This is a genomic window from Actinoplanes utahensis, from assembly GCF_016862455.1.
Classification (GTDB): Bacteria; Actinomycetota; Actinomycetes; order Mycobacteriales; family Micromonosporaceae; genus Actinoplanes; species Actinoplanes utahensis.
On the sequence record NZ_BOMZ01000012.1, the window covers coordinates 21,803 to 45,129 of the forward strand.

Annotated in this window: 25 protein-coding genes; 5 read left to right on the forward strand and 20 right to left on the reverse strand. The window is 71.0% G+C overall.

Going from position 1 to position 23,327, the window contains the following annotated elements; all coding sequences use genetic code 11:
• The first annotated feature begins 28 nt into the window (after positions 1-28).
• Positions 29-748, forward strand: coding sequence for a hypothetical protein (locus Aut01nite_RS03050; protein ID WP_043533691.1), 720 nt, complete (start codon positions 29-31; stop codon positions 746-748).
• On the opposite strand, the gene Aut01nite_RS03055 is transcribed toward Aut01nite_RS03050, so the two are convergent.
• The 3 genes from Aut01nite_RS03055 to Aut01nite_RS03065 all read right to left on the reverse strand — a co-directional run bounded on the left by Aut01nite_RS03055 (position 723) and on the right by Aut01nite_RS03065 (position 4,778).
• Positions 723-1,073 carry an STAS domain-containing protein gene (locus Aut01nite_RS03055; protein ID WP_236643219.1) on the reverse strand — a complete coding sequence of 117 codons (351 nt, stop codon included), beginning with the start codon at positions 1,071-1,073 and terminating at the stop codon, positions 723-725. The two genes, Aut01nite_RS03050 and Aut01nite_RS03055, sit on opposite strands and share 26 nt — an antisense overlap.
• A complete protein-coding gene (locus Aut01nite_RS03060) occupies positions 1,070-1,909 on the reverse strand; it encodes an ATP-binding protein (RefSeq protein ID WP_043533689.1) in 840 nt (279 codons plus the stop codon). Before Aut01nite_RS03060 ends, Aut01nite_RS03055 begins: the two co-directional genes overlap by 4 nt.
• A 115-nt stretch (positions 1,910-2,024) precedes the next feature.
• Entirely contained in the window at positions 2,025-4,778 is a 2,754-nt protein-coding gene (locus Aut01nite_RS03065; protein WP_043533811.1) for a DEAD/DEAH box helicase, read from the reverse strand.
• A gap of 88 nt (positions 4,779-4,866) precedes the next feature.
• Here Aut01nite_RS03065 and Aut01nite_RS03070 point away from each other — a divergent pair, with 88 nt between their 5' ends.
• The gene (locus tag Aut01nite_RS03070; protein WP_043533810.1) at positions 4,867-5,610 is read left to right on the forward strand and encodes an HAD family hydrolase; all 744 of its coding nucleotides are present in this window, start codon (positions 4,867-4,869) and stop codon (positions 5,608-5,610) included.
• 7 nt (positions 5,611-5,617) lie between these two features.
• Here Aut01nite_RS03070 and Aut01nite_RS03075 read toward each other — a convergent pair whose 3' ends face one another.
• The 7 genes from Aut01nite_RS03075 to Aut01nite_RS03105 form a co-directional block, all read right to left on the reverse strand.
• Entirely contained in the window at positions 5,618-5,812 is a 195-nt protein-coding gene (locus Aut01nite_RS03075) for a hypothetical protein (RefSeq protein WP_043533688.1), read from the reverse strand.
• Between the two features lie 41 nt (positions 5,813-5,853).
• On the reverse strand, positions 5,854-6,753 hold the full coding sequence (locus tag Aut01nite_RS03080; RefSeq protein ID WP_043533687.1) for a diacylglycerol kinase family protein: 900 nt from the start codon (positions 6,751-6,753) through the stop codon (positions 5,854-5,856).
• 39 nt (positions 6,754-6,792) lie between these two features.
• The gene (tatC, locus tag Aut01nite_RS03085; protein WP_043533686.1) at positions 6,793-7,758 is read right to left on the reverse strand and encodes a twin-arginine translocase subunit TatC; all 966 of its coding nucleotides are present in this window, start codon (positions 7,756-7,758) and stop codon (positions 6,793-6,795) included.
• A gap of 9 nt (positions 7,759-7,767) precedes the next feature.
• Positions 7,768-8,148, reverse strand: a complete 381-nt coding sequence (gene tatA / locus Aut01nite_RS03090; RefSeq protein ID WP_043533685.1) for a Sec-independent protein translocase subunit TatA — start codon at positions 8,146-8,148, stop codon at positions 7,768-7,770.
• 127 nt (positions 8,149-8,275) lie between these two features.
• Positions 8,276-8,521, reverse strand: coding sequence for a hypothetical protein (locus Aut01nite_RS03095; protein ID WP_043533809.1), 246 nt, complete (start codon positions 8,519-8,521; stop codon positions 8,276-8,278).
• 15 nt (positions 8,522-8,536) lie between these two features.
• Entirely contained in the window at positions 8,537-9,526 is a 990-nt protein-coding gene (locus Aut01nite_RS03100; RefSeq protein WP_043533684.1) for a helix-turn-helix transcriptional regulator, read from the reverse strand.
• Entirely contained in the window at positions 9,523-10,512 is a 990-nt protein-coding gene (locus Aut01nite_RS03105) for a helix-turn-helix transcriptional regulator (protein ID WP_043533808.1), read from the reverse strand. Before Aut01nite_RS03105 ends, Aut01nite_RS03100 begins: the two co-directional genes overlap by 4 nt.
• A 68-nt stretch (positions 10,513-10,580) precedes the next feature.
• Between Aut01nite_RS03105 and Aut01nite_RS03110 the strand changes: the two genes are divergently transcribed.
• Together Aut01nite_RS03110 and Aut01nite_RS03115 are read left to right on the forward strand one after the other, a co-directional pair.
• Positions 10,581-11,552 carry a cation diffusion facilitator family transporter gene (locus tag Aut01nite_RS03110; RefSeq protein WP_043533683.1) on the forward strand — a complete coding sequence of 324 codons (972 nt, stop codon included), beginning with the start codon at positions 10,581-10,583 and terminating at the stop codon, positions 11,550-11,552.
• Between the two features lie 10 nt (positions 11,553-11,562).
• The gene (locus tag Aut01nite_RS03115; RefSeq protein ID WP_043533682.1) at positions 11,563-12,645 is read left to right on the forward strand and encodes a DUF3866 family protein; all 1,083 of its coding nucleotides are present in this window, start codon (positions 11,563-11,565) and stop codon (positions 12,643-12,645) included.
• Between the two features lie 172 nt (positions 12,646-12,817).
• On the opposite strand, the gene Aut01nite_RS03120 is transcribed toward Aut01nite_RS03115, so the two are convergent.
• From Aut01nite_RS03120 to arc, 9 genes are all read right to left on the reverse strand, one after another.
• Entirely contained in the window at positions 12,818-14,290 is a 1,473-nt protein-coding gene (locus tag Aut01nite_RS03120) for a GGDEF domain-containing protein (protein ID WP_236643217.1), read from the reverse strand.
• A 242-nt stretch (positions 14,291-14,532) separates the two neighbouring features.
• Positions 14,533-14,733 (reverse strand): hypothetical protein, encoded by a 201-nt coding sequence (locus Aut01nite_RS03125; protein ID WP_043533681.1) that lies wholly within the window; start codon positions 14,731-14,733, stop codon positions 14,533-14,535.
• Positions 14,734-14,756: 23 nt separating this feature from the next.
• Positions 14,757-16,115 (reverse strand): Pup--protein ligase, encoded by a 1,359-nt coding sequence (gene pafA / locus Aut01nite_RS03130; protein WP_043533680.1) that lies wholly within the window; start codon positions 16,113-16,115, stop codon positions 14,757-14,759.
• Positions 16,116-16,220: 105 nt separating this feature from the next.
• Complete coding sequence (gene prcA, locus Aut01nite_RS03135) at positions 16,221-17,027, reverse strand: proteasome subunit alpha (protein WP_043533679.1); 807 nt, start codon at positions 17,025-17,027, stop codon at positions 16,221-16,223.
• A gap of 32 nt (positions 17,028-17,059) precedes the next feature.
• On the reverse strand, positions 17,060-17,899 hold the full coding sequence (gene prcB, locus Aut01nite_RS03140) for a proteasome subunit beta (protein ID WP_043533678.1): 840 nt from the start codon (positions 17,897-17,899) through the stop codon (positions 17,060-17,062).
• The gene (locus Aut01nite_RS03145; protein WP_084000224.1) at positions 17,818-18,390 is read right to left on the reverse strand and encodes an endonuclease VII domain-containing protein; all 573 of its coding nucleotides are present in this window, start codon (positions 18,388-18,390) and stop codon (positions 17,818-17,820) included. The genes prcB and Aut01nite_RS03145 overlap by 82 nt, the downstream gene beginning before the upstream one ends.
• The gene (locus Aut01nite_RS03150; RefSeq protein ID WP_043533677.1) at positions 18,354-18,569 is read right to left on the reverse strand and encodes a ubiquitin-like protein Pup; all 216 of its coding nucleotides are present in this window, start codon (positions 18,567-18,569) and stop codon (positions 18,354-18,356) included. Before Aut01nite_RS03150 ends, Aut01nite_RS03145 begins: the two co-directional genes overlap by 37 nt.
• A gap of 98 nt (positions 18,570-18,667) precedes the next feature.
• Positions 18,668-20,188 carry a depupylase/deamidase Dop gene (gene dop / locus Aut01nite_RS03155; RefSeq protein WP_043533676.1) on the reverse strand — a complete coding sequence of 507 codons (1,521 nt, stop codon included), beginning with the start codon at positions 20,186-20,188 and terminating at the stop codon, positions 18,668-18,670.
• Positions 20,189-20,429: 241 nt separating this feature from the next.
• On the reverse strand, positions 20,430-22,211 hold the full coding sequence (arc, locus tag Aut01nite_RS03160) for a proteasome ATPase (RefSeq protein ID WP_043533675.1): 1,782 nt from the start codon (positions 22,209-22,211) through the stop codon (positions 20,430-20,432).
• A 174-nt stretch (positions 22,212-22,385) separates the two neighbouring features.
• On the opposite strand from arc, the gene Aut01nite_RS03165 reads away from it, so the two are divergent.
• A complete protein-coding gene (locus Aut01nite_RS03165) occupies positions 22,386-22,682 on the forward strand; it encodes a ferredoxin (RefSeq protein ID WP_173476769.1) in 297 nt (98 codons plus the stop codon).
• A gap of 6 nt (positions 22,683-22,688) precedes the next feature.
• Here Aut01nite_RS03165 and Aut01nite_RS03170 read toward each other — a convergent pair whose 3' ends face one another.
• The gene (locus Aut01nite_RS03170; protein WP_043533673.1) at positions 22,689-23,279 is read right to left on the reverse strand and encodes a hypothetical protein; all 591 of its coding nucleotides are present in this window, start codon (positions 23,277-23,279) and stop codon (positions 22,689-22,691) included.
• Between the last annotated feature and the right edge of the window lie 48 nt (positions 23,280-23,327).

Sequence of the window (23,327 nt, forward strand, 5' to 3'; positions counted from 1 at the left end):
CCGGCTCAGTGATCCACGGGGGAGATTCATGCTGTCGCGGCACGACCTGTCGAGAAGCCACCGCATCGTGCCGCTGCTCGCTGTCCTGCTCACCGCGGGTTGTGTCGGCCCGCCGTCGCCGGACAGTCCCGCCCCGGCCGCCCCCGCGCCCTCCTACCCGGTCGTCGTCGACGAGTTCACCACGATCCTGAACCGGACCCGCGCCGCTCCGTACGCCTACCGGGTTCAGGGTGATCTGCCCGCCGGACAGAACCTGACCGCCTCGGGCGCCTACGACGCGAAAGCCGGTCGCCTGGTCGCGGAACGGCGACTGACCGGCGGTGACCTTCCGGGTGGATTCGAGGCGCTGCGCGTCGACGGCGCGAAGACCTGGGTGCGGAGCAGCGCCCGGCTCACCTGGACGTCGATGCCGGGCGCCGCCGACATGAGCGACCCGATGGGCCTGTCCCGGTTCGCCGAGGCGATCCAGGACGTCCGGTCGGCCGGGCCCGGTCTCTACTGGGTGTACGTGCAGCCCGGCGAGTCCTCGATCACCGCGGCCGATTCCTTCCTGCCGATCGGGGCTCCGGGCTCGGTGCAGGTGTTCTCCAGGCTCGGCGGCGCCGTCCGGGTGAACGTGACCACCGACGCGGCCGGATGGATCACCGCATTCACGATGGAGGCCCAGAGCCTCGGCAAGACCCACCGGATCGTCACCACGCTGAGCGATCACGGCCGGCCGGTCATCGTCCCTCCGGTCCCGAGATAGCGAAGAGACCGTCGGCGCGGGTGGCCCGCAGCAGCCAGCGCAGGTGCGGCTGCGGGCCGTGCAGGTGGCAGGTGGCCTGCCGGGCCTCGGCCACCCGCCGCGCCGCCACCAGCATGCGCAGGCCGGCGGCGTCGCAGAAGTCGACGCCCGCCACGTCGATGTGGATCTGCCGGACCGGCACGCCGAAGCCGATCAGGTCGTGCACCCGGGCCAGGTCGTAGAGCTGGCTCTGCAGCGCCTCCACCGACATCGCGTCGAGGCTGCCGCACAGCGTGATCAGCAGACGGTCGCCGTCACGTGCGCCGTCGATCCTGGTCCCGCTCACCACTGCTCCTCCGGCCGGGTACGGATGATCGCCCACACCAGCTTGCCACCGCGGGCGGGCAGCGCACCCCACGCCGACGCGGCGGCCCCGACGATCCGCAGCCCCAGGCCCCGGTCGGTCAGGGACGCGCCGAGCGGCCCGGTGACCGGGTCCGGCACCCGCGGCAGTGTCTGGTCCCCGTCGTAGACGGCCAGGTGCAGGGCGGCCGCCCCGTTCGACGCGGTCCGCCCGCGCGACGACGCGATCACTTCGATGTCGGTGCCCGCGTGTTCGGCCGCATTCACCACCAGTTCGGAGATGACCAGCCGGGCGCGTTCGCACAGGTGCCCCAGGCCCCAGCCGGTGCACGCGTCGGTGACCAGGCTGCGGGCCTGGATGGCGGCCGCCGGGTCCGGGGGCAGGGCCAGGCGCAGCCGGTCGGCGAGCGGGTGCCGGCCGGACAGCACGGCCCGCGCCTGCGGCACGGAGGCGTAGAGCACCAGCCAGTCGCGGGCGCCGAGCCGCCGCAACCGGCGGGCCAGCGGCGCCGAGGCGGGCAGGCACACCGCGACCGCGGCCGGCGGCTGCATGGCCGCGGCCTTGGCGCACGCGGTGAGCCAGAGCGGCGCGCTCACCGCGTGCGGGTCATGCAGCCGGTGCAGGTCGATGATCAACCCGGTGGGGTGCTCGGCGAGGCATTTGTCGAGCACCACCCGGGCCTGCGCGGACAGCCGCCGGTCCCAGTCGCCCCACACCGAGAACTCGATGACCGCGGTGTCGGCGTCGATGACCGCCAGCACCGAATCCGCCACCGCGTCACCGGACCATCCGATCAGATGCGGTGAGCCCGAGCCCATGTCCTCTGTCTCCCGACCATTGGGGAATCAGCGACGTCGATGCCGCCGCCGCAATTCTTGATTCAGCCCAAAGTGGCCGTCAACGGAGATTCACCATCCGCGATGATCGCCGTCCTCAGAGGGCGCTCTGCAGAGCCAGCACCCCCCGGTTCACCGCGGTGATCGCCTTGCGGGCGGTCTCCTTCACGCTCGGTGAGGCGGCGGCCGCCTCGCGGACCTGACCGAGCAGGTCGAGCACCTGCCGCGCCCACCGGACGAAGTCACCGGCCGGCATGTCGGCGTCGTAGGCCCCGCTGGCCAGCACCCGGGCCAGCGGCTCGCCGCGGGCCCACCGGTACATCGGCCAGACGAAGCCGGGGTCGGGCTCGCGGGTCAGCGACAGCCCGTGCTCGCTCTCGTCGGCCGCGATCTCGCCCCACAGCTTGGCGCAGGCGTCGACCGCGGCGCTGATCGGGCCCTTCGGCACGTTCGCCCGGTCCTCGCCCTCGCGGCGGGACTCGTAGAGCACCATCGAGACGGCGGCGGCCAGCTCCTCCGGGGCCAGACCGTCCCACACGCCCTGGCGCAGGCACTCGGCGACCAGCAGATCGGCCTCCGACCAGATCCGCCCGAGCATCCGCCCGGCCTCGGTCACCTCGCCGTCGGCGGACAGGTAACCGCGGGCGGTCAGCACCGCGCACACCTGGTCGAAGGTGCGCGCCAGCGAACCGGTGCGCCCGGCCACCTTGGCCCGCAGCGTGTCGGTGTCACGCAGCAGCCGGTGCCGCCGCTCGGCCCAGCGGGCGTGGTCCTCCCGCTCCGGGCAGGCGTGGCAGGGGTGCTGCCGCATCTGCACCTTGAGCAGGGCGATCTCAGCGTCCTCACCGGGGTTGCCCTTGCTCCGGCCGCTGCGCCTGCGGTCCGGGTGCCGGTCCAGGCCGGTGGCGCTGACCTGGGCCGCTAGATCCCGGCGGGCGCCCGGCGAGCGGTGGTTGAAATTCTTCGGCACGCGCACCCGGGCCAGCACCTCGACCTCGCCGCCGAAGTCGCCGGGGCTGACCCGGCCGGCCCAGCGGTCCTGGGTGAGCACCAGCGGGCGCGGCTCGCCGAATCCGGTGGCGGCCGGCTCCAGGACCACGGCCAGGCCGGCCCGCCGGCCCTGCGGCACCCGGATCACGTCGCCGATCCGCAGCCGCTCCAGCGAGGAGACGGCGGCCGAGCGGCGCTGCTGGACGCCCTGGCGGGACAGCGCCTTCTCCCGGTCGGCGATGGCGACGCGGAGCCCGAAATACTCGTCGAAGTCGCCGTGGTGGCAGGTGGCGTCCTCGGAGTACGACTGCATGGTCTCGACGTTGCGCTGCACCTGCCGGGCCAGGCCGACCACCGACCGGTCCGCCTGGAACTGGGCGAACGACGACTCCAGCAGCTCCCGGGATTTCTCCGCGCCGACGGTGCCGACCAGGTTGACCGCCATGTTGTAGGACGGGCGGAACGAGGAGCGCAGCGGATAGGTGCGGGTGGAGGCGAGGCCGGCCACGTGGCGCGGGTCGACGTCGGGGCTCCACAGCACCACGGCGTGGCCCTCGACGTCGATGCCGCGGCGGCCGGCCCGGCCGGTGAGCTGGGTGTACTCCCCCGGGGTGAGGTCGACGTGGGCCTCGCCGTTGAATTTCACGAGCCGCTCGAGGACCACGCAGCGGGCCGGCATGTTGATGCCCAGCGCCAGGGTCTCGGTGGCGAAGACCGCCTTGACCAGGCCCTTGACGAAGCACTCCTCGACCGCCTCCTTGAAGGCGGGCAGCATGCCGGCGTGGTGGGCGGCGACGCCGCGCTCCAGGCCGTCGAGCCACTCCCAGTAACCCAGCACCGACAGGTCCTCGGCGGGCAGGTGCGCCACCTTGGCCGTGACGATGCGCCGGATCTCGGCCCGCTCGTCCGGGCCGGTGAGGCGCAGGCCGCCGTCCAGGCACTGCTTGACGGCCGCGTCGCAGCCGGCCCGGCTGAAGATGAACAGGATGGCCGGCAGCAGGTCGGCCCGCTCCAGCCGGTCGACGACCTCGGCCCGCGGCGGTGGCTGCCAGCGCCGCCCGCGGCCGCCGCGCCAGCCGGCGCCGGCCCGGTCGGTCATCTCCAGCCGCCGCTCCATCTCCCGGCTGTAGCGCAGCAGCTCGGGGTGGACGTCGTGCTTCTTCGCCGCGTCGGCGTCGTGGAACAGGTCGAACATCCGCTTGCCGACCAGCATGTGCTGCCAGAGCGGCACCGGCCGGTGCTCGCTGACCACCACCTCGGTCTGCCCGCGGACGGTGACCAGCCAGTCGGCGAACTCCTCGTAGTTGCTGACCGTGGCGGACAGCGAGACCAGGGTGACCGAGGCCGGCAGGTGGATGATCACCTCTTCCCAGACCGCGCCGCGGAACCGGTCGGCGAGGTAGTGCACCTCGTCCATCACCACATAGGCCAGGTTGCGCAGCTGGTCGGAGCCGGAATAGAGCATGTTGCGCAGCACCTCGGTGGTCATCACCACCACCGGGGCGTCGCCGTTGATCGCGTTGTCGCCGGTGAGGAGGCCGACCTTGTCGGCGCCGTGGCGCTGCACCAGGTCGTGATATTTCTGGTTCGACAGCGCCTTGATCGGGGTGGTGTAGAAACACTTGCGCTCGCCCGACCGCAGCGCCAGGTGCACCGCGAACTCACCGACCACGGTCTTGCCCGCGCCGGTCGGCGCGCAGACCAGCACCCCGCTGCCGCGCTCCAGGACCTCGCACGCCTGGCGCTGGAAGTCGTCCAGGTCGAAGCCCACGTCGAGCATGAAATCCTCGAGGGCCGGGTAGCTGGCGACCCGCGCCGCCCGCCGCTTTGATGCCGCATATTTCTCGGCGGGACTCGTCATGAACACCAGGCTAGTTCGTGGGTGTGACAAAACGCAGCACGGTATTGGGGTGTACGGGCCGTCGGGGCCGTCACCGGCGCTCGGTAAGGTGCACGACGTGCCGCATGTCTCGAATCCTCCCGCCCATCCCGTGCGGCCCGTCGAGGCCGTGCTGTTCGACTTCCACGGCACCCTGGCGCAGGTGGAGGATCCCCTGACCTGGGTTCTCGCCGCCGCCGCGGCCTGTGGCGCCGATCTGGACCGGGGGAAGGCGACCATCCTGGCCGACCGACTGCTGACCGCGGGCCGGGCCGGCGGCCCGCTGCCGAACCGGGTGCCGCCGCATCTGGCCGAGCACTGGGCCGACCGTGACCTGTACGCGCACAGTCACCGGGCCGCCTACACCGGGCTGGCCGCGACCGTGCACAGCGACGTCGAGGGCCTCGCCGACGCCCTCTACGAGCGGCTGCTCACCACGGACGGCTGGGTCCCCTACCCGGACACCGAGCCGACGCTGCGCAAGCTGCACGAGGCGGGCGTCAAGGTCGCGGTGGTCAGCAACATCGCCTTCGACATCCGGCCGCTGTTCGCCGCCTGGGGGCTGGACACCCTGGTCGACGCGTTCGCGCTGAGTTTCGAGCTGGGGCGGATCAAACCCGACCCGGCGATCTTCTACCGGGCGTGCGGGCTGCTCGGCGTGGATCCCGAGCACACGCTGATGGTCGGCGACACTCCGGCCGACGCGGGCGCGGTCAAGGCGGGCTGCACGGCACTGGTGGTGCCGGCCGCGGACGCGGGCAAGCCCAACGGCCTGTCGGCGGTTCTGGCGCTCGCACTGCCGTCAGAGAAATAGCGCCGGATCAGGCATAACGGTCCAGCGAGACACCGCGGCGGCCCTTCTTCGCGGCGGTCTCCGCGGTCGCGGCCGGTGATTCGGCCGACGGGCTGGTCGCCGCGTCGGCGATCGCCTTCATCGCCTCCCGCGCGTTGCCGAACACCGAGGTCGCCAGGCTGGTCACCGACGGCCGGTTGCTGCTGCTGATCGAGTTCGTCATGCCTTACCGTTCGGCCCGCCCGCGGAAATCTGACCCGCTGGTCAGCGCAGCAACCGAATCGCACCCGGCACACAGCTCACCTCGAGCGGCAACGGGCCGAGCCGCTCGCCGTCGGCGTACGCCACGATGCCCGCGGCCTCGATCCGCACCTCGCGCGCCCGCAGCACGGTGACCCGCGGATCGCCGACGTGGGTGCCGTGCCGCAGCCGCGGTTTCAGTCGGGTGAGCCCACCGCGCCCCAGCGGCGCCGCGAAGATGACGTCGAGGAGCCCGTCGGCCGGGTCGGCGTCCGGCAGGATCCGCATCCCGCCCCCGTAACTCGCGCAGTTGCCGACCGCGACGATCTCGGCGGGGAACCGGTGCTCCACGCCGTCCACGCACACCACGTAGCCACGCGCCCGGAGCCGGGCCAGTTCGAGCAGGATCGCCAGGTCGTAGCGGCGCGGGCCGGTGGGCCGGCGCATCCGGTTGGCGCGCTCGTTGACCAGCGCGTCGAAGCCCGCCGCCAGCACCGCGCAGAACCAGCGCCGCGCACCGTGGGCGTCACGGGTGCGAGCCAGATCGAAGCGGTGGTCACGCCGGTCCCGCAACGCCGCGGCGATCCCCTCCGCGGCTTCGAGCGGATTGCGGGGTACGCCCACCGCGCTCGCGAAGTCGTTCCCCGTCCCGGCCGGCACCACCCCGAATCCGGTCGAGGTTCCGGCCACCGACTGCAGGGCCCGGTGCACCGTCCCGTCGCCGCCGACCGCCACCACCGCCGCCGCCCCGTCCGCCACCGCCTGATGACAGGCGTGCTCGGCCTCCACGCCGCTGCCGGCCACCAGGGGCCGCACGGTGTGCCCGGCCGTTGCGAGCGCTCGCAGCACCCCGGGAAGCAGATCGCGGTGCCGGCCGCGCCCCGCCGAGGGGTTGGCCAGCACCGCGATGAAGTCGCCCGTCACAGCCGCAGACGATAGACCCGCCCGCGACCCGTGCCTAGATCACGTCATGTCGTCGAAGCGCCGCTCGATCGGCCGGGGCTGCTCGACCGGGCTCGGGCCCTCGACGGCGCTCGGGGCCTCGATCGGGTCGGACGCGCCGACCGGGATCCGCTCCTCGGGCAGCTCGGAGATCGCGTCGTCGTCGAGGCCGGCGTAGATCTCCTTGCCACGGCCCTTGCGCTTGTCGTTGAGGAACGCCACGCCGACGGCGATGAAGTAGAGCAGCGACAGGCAGGCGGCCAGCAGCGTCATGCCGAACGGCCCCGGGTCGGGGGTGGCGACCGCGGCGAACGCGAACGACAGGAAGACCACGGTCCGCCACCAGCTGAGCAGCCGCCGGGCGGAGACCACGCCGGTGAAGTTCAGCATCAGCAGGACCAGCGGGAACTCGAACGCCGCCCCGAAGATCATGATCATGCTGGTGACGAAGCCGGTGTACTGCGTGATCTCCAGCTGCGTCGTCTCACCGATGACACCGGCGGTCATGATGAATTTGAGGCTGTGCTTCACCACGAAGTAGGCGAGGGTCGCGCCGCCGATGAACAGGGGCGCGGCGATCGCGACGAACACGTACGCCCATTTGCGCTCGTGCCGGTGCAGGCCGGGCGCGATGAACGCCCACAGCTGGTAGAGCCAGACCGGCGCGCCGACGATCAGACCGACCCAGAGCGCGATCTTCAGCTTCAGGATCAGCTGATCCGCCACGCCCAACGTGAGGAAATCACACGTCCCCCGGCCGACCTTCGCCAGCGACCACGACGTGTCGAGACCACAGTAGGGCGCCCGGAGCAGATCGAAGACCCACTCGGAGAGGATGAAGCCGACGACCAGGCCGGCCACGATGCCGAGGGACGCGAAGAACAGCCGGTTTCGCAGCTCCCGAACGTGCTCGATGAGCGTCATCGAGCCGTCGGCCGCCTGCTGGAACTTGGTCGGTCCCTTTTTCTTACGCAGGCTCAGTGCCATCGGTCCGGGTCAGCGGTCGTTGGTGCGGTGCTGCACCGGGTCGACGAACGGCTGCGCCGGCGGCTGCTGGTAGCCCTGCGGCGCCTGCTGCGGGTACCCGGCCGGCGGCGGGGGCGCCTGCTGCGGGTAGCCGGCCGGCGGGGGCGCCTGCTGGTAGCCCGGCTGCTGGTAGGGCTGCTGGACCTCGCCCTGCAACGGGGTGCGGCTGTGCTGGGGCTCCGCCTTCTCCGCGACGTTGTTGTCGTCGTCGACGAGCCCCTTGGTCTCCGCCTTGATGATCCGCAGCGAGCGGCCGAGGGACCGCGCCGCGTCAGGCAGTCGCTTCGCGCCGAAGAGCAGGATCAGCACAACAACGAGAACAATGATGTGCCATGGCTTGAGGGCGCCCATGGGAGACTCCAGTCGGTCGGATCAGGTTGCGGGGTCCATCGTACGTGTGTATCCCGGCGAAGTTGCCCCCTGGATCCTTCCGGTTTCTTATGATCTTGGGAAGGTCAGGACAACAGCCGGGAACGGCTCAGCGCCGGCCCAGACCGGCCTTGATCTGCGCGACCTGGCCCTGCGCCGCCTCGGCTCGCTGCTGCAGCTCCAGCATCGTCTGCTGCATCCGCTCGGCCTTGACCTGCAACGCCAGCGCCTCCTCCTGACGATGCTGCAACTTGCGAGCGGCCCGCTGCAACCCCTGCAACCGCCCCACGACCCTCGTCCCGGCAGCAGCCAGGACGACCACAGCCAGCACCACCACGGCGATCCAGACCCACATCAGCACGCCGCAACCCTACCGGCCGGCGGGCGCGTCGGCAGCGAGGGCCTGCGGCGCGGCGTACTGATCGAGGGCGGTGGCCGCCTGCGCCCGGATCCGTTCGAGCAGCTCCGGCGGGCCGATCACGGTGACGTCGCGGCCCTGGCCGGTGAGGAACCGCTGCGCCCAGCCGAGGTCGGTGACCCGCATCGTGACCAGCCACTCCGGGGCGTCCTTGACGACCTGCTCGACCGGGTAGTACTCGGTGATCCACCGACCGCCCCGGCCCACCCGCAGGGTGACCAGCGGCAGCTCCGGGCCGGGCCGGAAGACGCCGCCGGTGACGTCGTGCGGCACCGCCTCGACCGGCGGCGCGGACGGCTCGTCCAGCTCGGCGAACGCGTCGATCCGGTCGATCCGGAAGAGCCGGGTCGCCTCGGCCCGGCGACACCACGCCTCCAGGTAGTTGAAACCGCCGACCATCAGCATCCGCATCGGGTCGACCACCCGGTCGGTCGTCTCGTCCCGCGCCGACGTGTAGTAGGTGAGCCGCAGCGCGTGCCCGGACTCCACCGCGGCACGCACCTCGGCCAGCCGCTTCTGGTTGGCCGGCATCCGCACGGTGACCGGCGCGTCGGCCAGGTCCCCGGCAGCGTTCTCGATCTTGGCGAGGGCCCGCTCGATGGCGTCGCGGGTGCCGATCCCGGGCGTCTCGGCGAGCATCCGCAGCGCCACCACCAGGGCCAGCGCCTCGTCCGGGTTGAGCCGCAACGGCTTGGACATGCCGGCGTCGTGGCTGATCGTCACGTGGTCGCCGTCGATGGCCATGTCGATCAGGTCGCCGGGGCCGTACCCCGGCAGCCCGCAGACCCAGAGCAGCTCCAGGTCCTCGCGCAGCTGCTTGCCGGTGACACCGAGATCGGCGGCCGCCTCGGAGATCAGGATGCCGGGACGGGCCAGCAGGTACGGCACCAGGTTCAACAGCCGGCCGAGCCGGTCCCCCGACGGGGTGCGCGCCGTGCTCATGCCGTCACCGCCACGACCTCGTGCCGGGTGATCAGCTCTTTGAGATGCTGGACGACGGCCTCGCGCAGTTCCGGCGGGCCGTCGGCGCGGGCGTCCGGGCCGTACCCGGCGATCCGTGACGCCAGCCACTCGACGTCGCCGTAGTTGATGGTCAGCCGGTCGCCGTCCGGGCCCGGCAGCACCTCGGCGGCCAGCCGGCGCAGCCCGGCCGCCCGCCCGGGACGGACCGTCACGGTGGCCCGGCCGTTGCGGGCGATCGGCCCGGAGAACCGCCGCACGTGACTGATCAGGTCGGCGCCGGCCGGCGGCTCGAAGGCGCCGGGACGGCCGGCGGCGCGGACGTCGCCGACGATCCGGGACAGCCGGAAGCAGCGGGGGGCGTCCCGGTCCCGGTCGTGGCCGACCACGTACCACCGGGCGCGCCAGCACACCACGCCCCACGGCTCCAGCCGGCGGGTGCTCGGCTCGTCGACCTCGGGCACCCGGTACTTGAAGGTGACCGCGCGACGGTCCCGGGCGGCCGCGGTCAGCGGGCCGAACGACGGGTCGACGGTGACCACCGGCTCCACGCCGAGGGTGGCCTGCGGGTCCACCTCGACCCCGGCGGCCCGGAGCTTGGCCAGGCCGGACGACGCGGCGGCGGCCAGCCCGGCGTGCTGCCACAGGCGGGCGGCGATGCCGACGGCGGCGGCCTCGTCCGGCTCGAGCAGGATGTCGGGCAGCGCGTACTCCCGCTGCGCGATCCGGTAACCCGGCTCCTGGTCGAAGATGCTCGCCGTGCCCGTCTCCAGGGGCACGCCCAGCTCCCGCAGCTCGGCCTTGTCCCGCTCGAACTTGCGCTGGAACGCCTCGTGGTCACGTGGGTCGGACGGATCGTGCTCGTAACCGGGCACGGTCAGGGCGATCTGCGCGGCGGTCAGGAACCGCCGCGTGGACAGGAGACAGATGACCAGGTTAACCAGGCGCTCGGTCCGAGTGCGCGACACGAGACGCAACGCTAGCAGGCGTGTGTGCGCGACGGTTATCCGTCGTTGTGCCGGGGAAGACCGCATTCGTGACCTCCGCTGAAACCCCCCTCGTCGCCCCCACCGAACCGCCCGCCACGTCGGAGAGCGTCGGCACCGTCCTGGTCGCCGGAGCCGCCAATCTGGCCATCTCGGTGGCGAAACTGGTCGCCGGGCTGATCTCCGGCTCGGCCGCGATGCTCTCCGAGGCGGCCCACTCCCTGGCCGACACCGTCACCGAGGTCTTCCTCTACGTCGCGTTGCGCCGAGGGCGCAAACCGGCGGACGAACAACACCCGTTCGGGTACGGCAAGGAGAGCTGGATCTGGGCCTTCATCGCGGCGATCTTCACGTTCGTCGGCGGCGCCGGGTTCTCGATCTACCACGGTGTCGTCACGATCGTCGAGGGTGAGCACACCGGCGACTATCTGGTGTCGTACATCGTCCTGGCCGTCGCCTTCCTGGCCGAGAGCGTCTCGTTCGCCAAGGCGGTCAAGCAGATCCGGGGCGAGGCGGGCCGCTGGCGGACCACGCCGCGCCGGTTCCTGCGGCACACGTCCGACACCACGGTGAAGGCGGTGTTCTTCGAGGACGCCGCCGCCCTGATCGGCCTGGTGCTGGCAGCGGCGGGCCTGGCCCTGGCGCAGGTGACCGGCGACGAGATGTGGGACGGGGTGGCGTCCATCCTGATCGGGCTGCTGCTGCTCGTGGTGGCGACCATGCTGGCCCGCAGCAACGCGTCGTTGCTGGTCGGGCAGGCGGTGCCGGCCCGGATCCACGCCGGGATCGCCGAGGACCTGGCCGCGATCGCGGTGGTGACCGCGGTGCCGACGCTGCTGACCATGCGGATCGGGCCGGGCGAGATCCTGGTCGCCGCGAAGGTCGACTTCGCCGACGACGCCTCCGGCCGCGACATCGAGGCGGCGGCGGACGAGGCGGAACAGCGGCTGCGGGCCCGCTTCCCGGAGATCCGGTACGTGTTCCTCGACCCGACCAGGGGCGCCGCCCGTCCCGGGCGATAGGGTCGCCGCCATGGTGCGGTGGCGGTCGGGAACAGTGCAGTCGGTGCGGCGCGGCTGGCACGGCGCCGTGGAACTCGACGTGACGACCGGCGACGGCCCGATGCGCGCCCTCGCCTACCCGCACCTGGTCGGCACCCCGCAACCCGGCGACCGGGTGCTGCTCAACGTCGGTGCGCTGGTGATGGGTCTGGGCACCGGCGGGTACGCGCTGGTCGTCGCGCTGCCCGACCGGCTGCCCGCCGACCCGCCCGACGACGGCACCGACCGCGGCCACGGCCACCTGGTCAAAGCCCGCTACACCCCGCTGCAGCCGATCCTGCTCGGCGTCGACGAGGAGGCGTCCCCACACCGGGCCGTCCTGGCTGCCGCCGAGTCGATCGACGGGATGCCGGTGGTCACCGCCGACCTGCACTCGGCGCTGCCGGCGATCCTGGCCGGGATCCACGCCGACCGGCCGAACGCCCGGGTGGCCTACCTGATGACCGACGGCGGGGCGCTGCCCGCCTGGTTCTCCCGCACCCTGGACGGACTGCGCGGCCACCTGGCCGGGACGATCACCACCGGCCAGGCGTTCGGCGGCGATCTGGAGGCCGGCACCGTGCACACCGGGCTGCTGGCCGCCCGGCACGTGCTGCACGCCGACGTGACGATCGTCGCGCAGGGCCCCGGCAACCTCGGGACCGGCACCACCTGGGGGTTCTCCGGGGTGGCGCTGGGGGAGGCGGTCAACGCGGTGGCGGTGCTCGGCGGCCGGCCGGTCGGGTCGCTGCGGATCTCCGACGGCGACGGGCGGGAGCGGCACCGCGGGGTGTCGCATCACAGCCTGACGGCGTACGGGAAGGTCGCTCTCGCCGCCGCCGACCTGCCGGTGCCGGACGGCCTCGACCCCGCCCTGGCCACGGCGGTCGACGCCGCGCTCGCCCCGCTGTCCGGGCGGCACCGCGTGGTCCGTGTCGCCACCGACGGCCTCGACGCGGCCCTGCGCGCCTGCCCGGTCCCACTGTCCACCATGGGCCGCAAGCTGGACCAGGACCACGGCTACTTCCTGGCCGCCGCCGCGGCCGGCCGGCACGCCGCCGCGCTGCTGACCTGACGGGCCTCCCGCTCAGGGCGGCCGGCATGCCGCCACACTGCCGACCTGACACGTCTCCCCCTCAGGGCCGCCGTCATGCCGCCGCGCTACCGACCTGACACGTCTCCCCCTCAGGGCGGCCCTCATGCCGCCGCGCTACTGACCTGACGGGCCTCCCGCTCCCGGCGGGCCGTCACGCCGCCGCGGCGCCGGCCCGGTCGTTCGGGGCGACCTCGATGCGGTTGCGGCCGGCCGCCTTGGCGGCGTAGAGCGCCGTGTCGGCCCGGGTGAGCAGCTCGTCGGAGGTCTCGGTGGAGTTCCAGACGGCGAGACCGGCCGAGAACGTCTGCCCGGACGGGGTCGCCGTCAGCGCCCGGGTCAGCACCCGCACGCCGTCCCCGGCGCCCGCCGCCGGCAGCAGCACCACGAACTCCTCACCGCCGTACCGGGCGATGACGTCGACGTCACGCAGGGCCGCATGCCACGCCGCGCTCGCCTCCTTGAGCAGCCGGTCCCCCGCCGGGTGCCCGTACGTGTCGTTGTAGCTCTTGAAGTGGTCCAGGTCGAGGATCGCCACCGCGACCGGCAGGCCGTCGCGGCGGGCCCGTTCCAGAGCGCGGGGCAGCTCGTCGTTCCAGGCGCGGCGGTTCGGCAGCCCGGTCAGCTCGTCCGAGCGGGCCAGCGCGCGGACCTGCCGCGCCTGCGTCTCCACCTCCCGGATCAGCAGCGCCATCCGGGCCACGACCAGCAGGAACAGGGTGGCCGAGCAGAACGCGATACTCCAGCCGTCGGACACCGTGCCGGACGCGGTCTGCGCGGCCAGCACCGCCGGCGCGATCAGTGAGGCGCCGGTCAGCAGGGTCAGCAGACCGGTGCCGAGACTGGCCGGGCGGGCGTCCGTGGGACCGGCCACCGCGCGGGCGCCGGGATGCAGCGCCGCCACCCCGAACAGCAGGAACGCGACCAGGAACACCGACTCCAAGGCGCGGGAGAACCACGGGGTGCCGATCAGCACGGTGCCGGTGTCGCCCAGGTTGTCCAGGATCACCCAGGCGCTGTCGCCGATCAGAAAGGCCGCCAGTGAGCCGGTGAGCCACCAGAACGGCGCGCCGCGGCTGCCCCCACTGCGCAGCAGCCGGGTGGTCGCCGCGAGGAGCAGGACATCCCCGATCGGGTACGCCACCTGAGTCGCGTGGGCCGCCCGGTCCATCGGATCGCCCAGATTCACCGGGGCGATCACATAGACCCAGGCCAGCAGCCCGAACCCGGTGGTGATGGTGGCCGCGTCGACGAGCGCCGCCCAGTCCCGGCGCGGGTTGCGGCGCCGGATCAGCACGATCAGGCCGGCCGCGCACGCCGGATAGAGGCCGAGGAAGAACGGGTCGGCCGGGGTCGGCAGGTCGACCAGCCCGTACCGTTCGGCGGCGACCGCGGCGACACCGATGCCGGTGGCGTTGCTGAACACCCCGGCGGCGAACAGCCACCAGGGCAGCCGGTCCCGGCGCGGCATCCGGTGCGCGCCGATCAGGATCGCGGCGACACCGGTCCAGCCGATCGCCACCTGCATGACGGTCGGCCACCACCCGCCTTCGGGCAGAAACTGGTACGTGATCAGGGCGAGGACCGCCACCATCACGTACGTCCTCGCGATTCGCTGCTCCGGCACCCCCTCAGGAGACGACACCGAGGGGACAGGCGGGTTCGCCGTCCGGGTGCGGGCCGGTTGCCGCTCGCCTTCCGCATCCCGCCGCCGTCTCCACCCGACGGCTGCACCCGCGGCTGAGATCAGCTGGTGACGATCCCGGCGGCTGCACCCGCGGCCGGGCTCAGCTCGTGACGATCCCGGCGGCTGCACCCGCGGCCGAGATCAGCTCGTGACGATCCCGGCGGCTGCACCCGCGGCCGGGCTCAGCTCGTGACGATCAGATAGGCCCAGCCGGCCAGCAGCAGGCCCAGGATCGCCGCCAGCACCCAGGTCGGCACCTTGTGGCCGCCGGCCCGGTCGCGCTGGATCTGCCGGAACACCCGCTCCCGGCGGCGCTCCAGACGCCGCCAGCGGATCTCGGACTCGGAGCGCTCGGGCGGTTCGGGCTGGCCGGGCATCGTCATGGCCCGGCCAGCCTATCGCGGAATCACATGCTGGCGATCAGGCGCTCCACCCGCTCGTCGTAGGCCCGGAACGGGTCCTTGCAGAGCACGGTGCGCTGGGCCTGGTCGTTCAGCTTCAGGTGCACCCAGTCGACGGTGAAGTCGCGGCGCTTCTCCTGGGCGTGCTTGATGAACTCGCCGCGCAGCCGGGCCCGGGTGGTCTGCGGCGGCGTCTCCTTCGCCTCGAAGATCTGCAGGTCGTTGGCGATCCGGTCGACCTGCTTGCGCTTCTCCATCAGCGCGTAGAGGCCACGGCCCCGGCGCACGTCGTGGTAGGCCAGGTCGAGCTGCGCGATCCGCGGGTGCGACATCGGGATGTCGTGCTTGGCCTGGTAGCGCTCGATCAGCTTGTATTTCGACACCCAGTCGATCTCGCGGGACACCGGGTCCAGGTCGCCGCTCTCGATCGCGTTGAGCACCCGGCCCCACAGCTCGACGACCCGCTTGGCGACCGGGTCGCCGCCCCGGCGCTCGACGAACTCGGTGGCCTTCGCCAGGTACTCCTGCTGGATCTCCAGCGCGGAGACCTCCTTGTTGTTCGCCAGACGGATCTTGCGACGGCCGGTGACGTCGTGGCTGACCTCGCGGATCGCCCGGATCGGGTTCTCCAGGGTGAGGTCGCGCATCACCACGCCCGCCTCGATCATGCGGAGCACGATGTCGGCACTGCCCACCTTCAGCAGGGTGGTGACCTCGTTCATGTTGGAGTCGCCGACGATCACGTGGAGGCGCCGGTACCGCTCGGCGTCGGCGTGCGGCTCGTCGCGGGTGTTGATGATCGGCCGGGATCGGGTCGTCGCGCTGGAGACGCCCTCCCAGATGTGCTCGGCCCGCTGGGACAGGCAGAACACCGCCCCGCGCGGGGTCTGCAGCACCTTGCCGGCGCCGCAGATCAGCTGCCGGGTCACCAGGAACGGGATCAGCACGTCAGCGAGCCGGCCGAACTCGCCGTGCCTGCTGACCAGGTAGTTCTCGTGGCAACCATACGAGTTGCCGGCGGAGTCGGTGTTGTTCTTGAAGAGGTAGATCTCCCCGGCGATGCCCTCGTCGTGCAGACGCTTCTCCGCGTCGACGAGCAGGCCTTCCAGGATCCGCTCGCCGGCCCGGTCGTGGGCGACCAGATCGGTGACGGAGTCGCATTCGGGGGTCGCGTACTCAGGGTGGGAACCGACGTCGAGGTAGAGACGGGCGCCGTTACGGAGAAAGACGTTGCTGCTGCGTCCCCAGGACACCACTCGGCGGAACAGGTAGCGGGCCACCTCGTCCGGAGACAGCCGCCGCTGCCCCCGATAGGTGCACGTGACTCCGTACTCGGTCTCGAGGCCGAAAATTCGCCGTTCCATGTCGAAACACTACCGGTAAGGACCGGTTAAGTGGCACCCACAATCGGGCTTTCCATGATTGCGGGGCGTGTTCCGGCGGAACACGCCCCGCAATCATGATCCGCCTTACTTGTCGGTGCCCTCGGTGTCCTCCGACGCCGCCGAGATCGTCGGCTTCGCCTCGGCCGGAGCCGGGGGCGCCGCGTCGACGTCACCGAGATCGGCCTCCGGCACCGACTCGTGGCCGAGCAGCGTGGTCAGCGCGGCCCCGGTGATCCGCCGGAACGCCCGGCCCGGCCGCCGCCGGTCCAGCACGGCCACCTCCAGCTGCTTGGCCTCCAGGGTGCGCGCCTGGCCGTTCTCGCCGCCCACGCTGCCGAGCGCCTCCCGGGCCAGCGTCAGCGCCGCCAACAGCTCCGCCGACGCGTCATGCCGCTCCCGCAGCACGTTCGCGATCGCCTCGGCCTGGCCGCCCATCGCCATGAAACCGGGCTCGTCCATGACCGAGCCGTCGTAGGTGATCCGGTACAGCTCGTCGGCCTCCGGCGTCGCGCCGACCTGCGCGACGCAGATCTCCACCTCGTACGGCTTCTGCGTCTCCGAGAAGATCGCACCGAGCGTCTGCGTGTACGTGTTGGCGAGCGCCCGGGCCGTCACGTCACGCCGGTCGTAGCTGAGACCGACCATGTCGGCCATCCGCACACCGCCACGGCGCAGCGCCTCGAACTCGTTGTAGCGCCCCACCGCCGCGAACGCGATCTTGTCGTAGATCTCGCTGATCTTCCGCAGGGTGGTGATGTTCTCGGCGACCAGCAGGATGCCGCCCTCGTAGGTGAGCACCACGGCCGACCGGCCGCGGGCGATGCCCTTGCGGGCGTACTCCGAGCGGTCCCGCTGGACCTGCTCGGGTGATGCATAGAACTGCATGGCCACAGGTGGCTACCTCTCTCTCCTCGACGCGCGGGTCAGCCGCCCGGGTTCTCCATACGCCCCGCGACGACCCGCTCGGCCACCGTGGTGATCTCTTCGTCGCTGAGCCGGTGAGTGCCGTTCGCCGTCGCGGTCATCACGACCGGGTAGATCTTGCGGGTGACGTCCGGCCCGCCGGTCGCGGTGTCGTCGTCGGCCGCGTCGTACAGCGCCTCGACCGCCAGGTTGATCGCGTCGCCGGTGCTCAGGCCGGCCCGGTACCGCTTCTTCAGCGCCGACTTGGCGAACAGCGAACCCGACCCGATCGCCTCGTAGCCGGTCTCCTCGTAGAGCCCGCCGGCCACGTCGAAGCTGAAGATCCGGCCGGCACGCGCCGTGTCACCCGGCGCCAGGTCGAACCCGGCGAACAGCGGGACCACGGCCAGGCCCTGCATCGCCGCGCCCAGGTTGCCGCGCACCATCGCGGCCAGCCGGTTCGCCTTACCGTCGAGCGAGAGCATCGCGCCCTCGATCTTCTCGTAGTGCTCGAGCTCCACCTGGAACAGACGGATCAGCTCGATGCCGATGCCCGCGGTGCCGGCGATGCCGATCAGCGAGTAGGCGTCGGCGGGGTGCACCTTCTTGATGTCCCGGCTGGCGATGAGGTTGCCCATGGTCGCCCGGCGGTCACCGGCCATCACCACACCCTCGGCCGTCGCGATCGCGACGATCGTGGTGCCGTGCGGCGCGATGTCCGCGGACAGGCCGGGCGGAAGCGGCCGGCGTCCCGGAAGCAGCTCCGGGGCGGCCTGGCTCAGGAACTGCGTGAAGGAGGACGTCCCCGTGCTGGTGAAGAAATCCGGTAGACGCCCGGATGGATCAAAGCCCGTCGCCACGTGGTTCCTTTCAGGTACGTAATCGCGCCGGCGAGGAGAACCGGGTCGTCCCGGAACTGCCCCAGACCGCCGTTGCAGTTGAAGCACAATATCCCGCGCACCCCACCGGTGCGATGATCGTGATCTACGTGTTGCGGGTCGGCCGCGCCACAGATGGCGCAGACATCCCCCTGCTCCGCGAGAAGCGCGTCGACCTCCGCCTGGCCGATGCCATACCTCTGGCGCGGGTGACACTCCCGGTTGCCACCGGATAGCCGCTGCCTGGTCTCGTTACCGCGCGCGTTGCGGCACGGCTTGCAGTACCTGCCACGGCCACCCGTGTCGTTACGACTGCGGGGAAACTCGGCCGACGCCTTCGTCTCCCCGCAGTCCGGACAGCAGCGGTGCCTCTCGGGAACAACCCTGCTCTGTGGACCTTCCGACCCAGCGGCATGTCCGTTTAGCGAACTATGCCCTACTGTCCGCCTTTTTGTACGTATCCGCGGACGAATTCCTCGGCGTTCTCCTCCAGGACGGAGTCGATCTCGTCCAGGAGGTCGTCGACGTCCTCGGTGATCTCCGCGACCCGCTCGGCGACCTCGGGATTGGCCTCGACGGTGACGTCCTCGATCTCCTGGTCGCTCGAGCCCTTGCTGCTCTGCGACTGACCACCTGTGTCTCGGGTTGCCATGGATGTCCCCCTTCTGAAGCCACCCGAAGTCCTGCAACATCGGGTTGGAAAAAACCTACCTCGCACCTGTGACGAAACGGCCCGCCGGAACGGGTGTTTTATTGCCGGCTCGTGATCACCTCGAGCAGATCCTTCGCGCTCTCGCACGTGTCGAAGAGCGCGCCGACGTGCTTCCTGGTGCCCCGCTCCGGCTCCATCATGGGGACCCGGACCAGCGACTCGCGGCCCACGTCGAAGATGACCGAGTCCCAGCTGGCGGCGACCACTTCGGAGGCGTACTGCGCGAGGCAGCGGCCACGGAAGTAGGCGCGGGTGTCCTCCGGCGGCTCGTACATCGCCCGCTGAGTGTCGTCCGGGTCGAGCAGGGTCTGCATCGACCCGCGGGCGACGAGCCGGTGGTAGAGGCCCTTCTCCGGGCGCACGTCGGAATACTGGAGGTCGACGAGCTGAAGCTTGGGCGAGGACCAGGCCAGGCTCTCCCGCTCCCGGTAACCCTCCAGCAGACGCAGCTTGGCCACCCAGTCCAGGGTGTCGGAACAGAGCATCGGGTCGCGGCCGAGCTTGTCCAGCACGTCCTCCCAGCGATCCATGACGTCCGCGGTCTGCTCGTCCACGTCGGCGCCGTACCGCTCGTCGACGAACTGGCGGGCCCGCTCGTAGTACGCCCACTGCAGGTCCAGGGCGGTCAGCCGGCGGCCGTCACGCAGTCGCATGAGGTGCTTGAGCGACGGGTCGTGGCTGACCGCCTTGAGCTCGCTCACCGGGTCGGCGATGCCGAGCTCGCCGGTGAACACCTTCTCCTCGATCATGTTGAGGATCAGGGCGGTGGTGCCGGCCTTGAGGTAGGTGGAGATCTCCGACAGGTTGGCGTCGCCGATGATCACGTGCAGGCGGCGGTACTTGTCGGCGTCGGCGTGCGGCTCGTCCCGGGTGTTGATGATCGGCCGCTTGAGGGTCGTCTCCAGGCCGACCTCGACCTCGAAGAAGTCGGCCCGCGAGGAGATCTGGAAGCCGGCGCCGCTGCCGTCCTGCCCGATGCCGACCCGGCCGGCGCCGCAGAAGATCTGCCGGGTCACGAAGAACGGGGTGAGGTGGGCGACGATGTCGGCGAACGCGGTCTGGCGCCGCATCAGGTAGTTCTCGTGGGCCCCGTACGACGCGCCCTTGTTGTCGGTGTTGTTCTTGTAGAGCTGGATGCGGTGCGTGCCGGGGATGGTGGCGGCACGGCGCGACGCCTCGGCCATCACCCGCTCACCGGCCTTGTCCCACTTGACCACGTCGAGGGGGTTGGTGACCTCGGGAGTGCTGTACTCCGGGTGGGCGTGGTCGACGTAGAGGCGGGCGCCGTTGGTCAGTATCACGTTGGCGAGGCCGAGATCCTCGTCGGCGAGGGCCTCGGCGGGATCGTAGGCGGCGCCGGAGTAGGTGAAACCGCGGGCGTCGCGCAGCGGCGACTCCTCCTCGTAGTCCCAGCGGGCCCGGCCTTTGCTGCTGAGCTCAGGACGGGCGCCGTAGGCGTTGACCACCTGGGACGACGTGACCATCGGATTGGCGCCGGGCTGCCCGGGAACCGAAATGCCGTACTCGACCTCGGACCCCATAATCCGTCGAACGCTCATGCGACCACCCTGTCCGCCACGAAGCCAAGCCTGCTCATGCATCGAGCCTAGACGCTCTCGTATCGCTTTCCGAAGCTGCCTGTGTGCGCGCCGGTACCTTGCGTGGCGAGTTTGATCACCGTGGCGTGGGCGGGCATGGTCCTGAGCGGGGGGTTTCACCCGTCGATGCACGCGCGGGTCCGCGCGAATGATGCGAAGCGGGGCTGGAGGGAGACCCTCCAGCCCCGCGTCACGGTGCCTGTTACAGGTACTGGCCGGTGTTGTTGGCGGTCTCGATGGACCGGCCGGCCTCGGCGCCCTTGCCTCCGGAGACGAGCGTGCGGATGTAGACGATCCGCTCGCCCTTCTTGCCGGAGATGCGGGCCCAGTCGTCGGGGTTCGTGGTGTTCGGCAGGTCCTCGTTCTCCCGGAACTCGTCGACGCAGCTGTCGAGCAGGTGCTGCAGCCGGAGGCCCTTCTTGCCGGAGGTGAGGAACTCCTTGATCGCCATCTTCTTGCCACGGTCGACGATGTTCTGGATCATCGCGCCGGAGTTGAAGTCCTTGAAGTACAGGACCTCCTTGTCACCGTTGGCGTAGGTGACCTCCAGGAAGCGGTTCTCCTCCGTCTCCGTGTACATCCGCAGCACGACCGCCTCGATCATCGCGGCGACCGTCGCGTCCCGGTTGCCGCCGTGCTCGGCCAGGTCGTCGGCACTGAGCGGGAGGTCCGAGAGGATGTACTTGCCGAAGATGTCCTTGGCCGCCTCGGCGTCCGGGCGCTCGATCTTGATCTTCACGTCGAGTCGTCCGGGGCGCAGGATCGCCGGGTCGATCATGTCTTCCCGGTTGGAGGCGCCGATGACGATCACGTTCTCCAGGCCCTCGACACCGTCGATCTCGCTGAGCAGCTGGGGAACGATCGTGTTCTCCACGTCGCTGGAGACACCCGAGCCACGGGTCCGGAAGATCGAGTCCATCTCGTCGAAGAACACGATCACCGGGGTACCCTCGCCGGCCTTCTCACGAGCCCGCTGGAAGACCAGGCGGATGTGCCGCTCGGTCTCGCCCACGTACTTGTTGAGCAGCTCCGGGCCCTTGATGTTGAGGAAGTAGCTGGTGTGCTTCTCCTCGCCGCGCCGCTCGGCGATCTTCTTGGCCAGCGAGTTGGCCACCGCCTTGGCGATCAGGGTCTTGCCACAGCCGGGCGGGCCGTAGAGCAGGATCCCCTTCGGCGGGCGCAGCTGGTGCTCCCGGAACAGGTCGGCGTGCAGGAACGGCAGCTCCACCGCGTCGCGGATCTGCTCGATCTGCGAGTGCAGGCCGCCGATGTCGGTGTAGTCGACGTCGGGGACCTCCTCGAGGACGAGCTCCTCGACCTCGCTCTTCGGGATCCGCTCATAGGCGTACGCCGAGCGGGGCTCGATCATGAGCGAGTCACCGGCGCGCAGCTTGGTGATGTCGAGCGAGTCGGCGAGGAACACGATGCGCTCCTCGTCGGCGTGCGACATCACCAGTGCCCGGTCGCGGGGGCCGCCGGACGGGTTGTCCAGCACCTCCTTGAGCGAGACGACCTCGCCGGTGCGCTCGAACCCGAACGCGTCGACGACGTTGAGCGCGTCGTTCAGCAGGACCTCCTGGCCCCGCTGGAGCTCGTCGACCGCGAGCGACGGCGAGACCGCCACCCGCAGCTTGCGGCCGCCGGTGAACACGTCCACCGTGCCGTCCTCGTGGGCTGCCAGGAAAACGCCGTAGCCGCTGGGCGGCTGGGCGAGCCGGTCAATCTCTTCCTTGAGAGTGACGATCTGAGCCCGGGCTTCCTTGAGGGTCGCCACGAGCCTCTCATTGTTCTCGGTCACTCGGGAGAGCTGCGCCTGCGTCGCCGCAAGCCGTTCCTCGAGCTGCCGGACGTGTCGGGGGCTCTCGGTCAACTTCCGCCGAACCAGAGCGAGTTCCTCTTGCAGGAACGCGACCTGGCTGGAGAGATCGTTGGCCTCTTTCTCCCATCGTGCGGCGCGGGAGTCCGCTTCGTCGCTACGTGCCACGTCCCACCTCCCCGGGGGGCTCGAACGTCTTGGGTCAACACTAGCCGTTCAGAAACCGTTTTTGACCCATGCAACACCCCTGTCACCGACTCTTGATCGATTGGCCGTACCGGCGGTGACCCGGCCGGACAGACTTCGGGTACCGTCGGGCGTTCGCTGTTGTGGGAGGTAGATGTGGCGGCCGACACTGATGAGCTGCAGGTCTGGATCGATCAGGACCTCTGCACCGGCGATGGACTCTGCGTGCAGTACGCCCCGGAGGTGTTCGAACTGGACATCGACGGCCTCGCCTATGTGAAAGACCACTCCGGCGAGTTGCTTCAGAGTCCAGGGGTCCGCACACTGGTGCCGTCCGGCCTGTTGCTCGAAGTCATCGACTCGGCCAAGGAGTGCCCGGGCGACTGCATCCACGTCGTGCGGACGGCCGACGACGTGGCGGTCGCCGGCCCGGACGCGCATGAAGGAACGTGACCGAGCTTACAGAGTGGGACGCCCGACCAGCGACGCCACCACCCGGGAGAACTCCTCCAGCCGGTTGATCTGCCCCGGCCCGCCGTCGTCGAGGGTCTTGCCGAAGCGCAGGGCGTCGTGGCGTAACGGCGCGCGGCCCTCCTCCTCACCCACCCCGGGCGGCGGCACCGCGTCGTCGACCGAGCTGAGCAGCAGGTAGACGTCGATGCTGTCGACCCGGGCCTGCCCGTTCGGGGTCCGGGTGAGCCGCCGCCGGCAGCCCACCTCGGTCACCGTGGACAACGGCACCACCCGCAGCGACGAGGTCATCGCGCCGACCGGGCCGTCGCCGGGAGCCACGTCCTCGCCGTGCCAGAGCACCAGCCGGCTGCCGTCGCAGACGACGACCTCCTGCCACACCCCGTTCACCTCGTTGACGAAACGCTCCAGGGTGAAACAGAGCACCTGGGCGCCGCGCAACACCCCGAACAGCGCCTCCAGGGCCACGTCCGGGTCACGCAGATAGGCGCGGGCCGCCGAGTCCAGGTCCGGGTAGGGCGACCAGTCGGGGAACACCGCCGGCATCTCGTTGCCGCCGCCGAACGGCGGAGAGCTCATCGTTCCCACCCCTGTCCTCCGATCGCAGACCCCCCGGAACCTACCGGA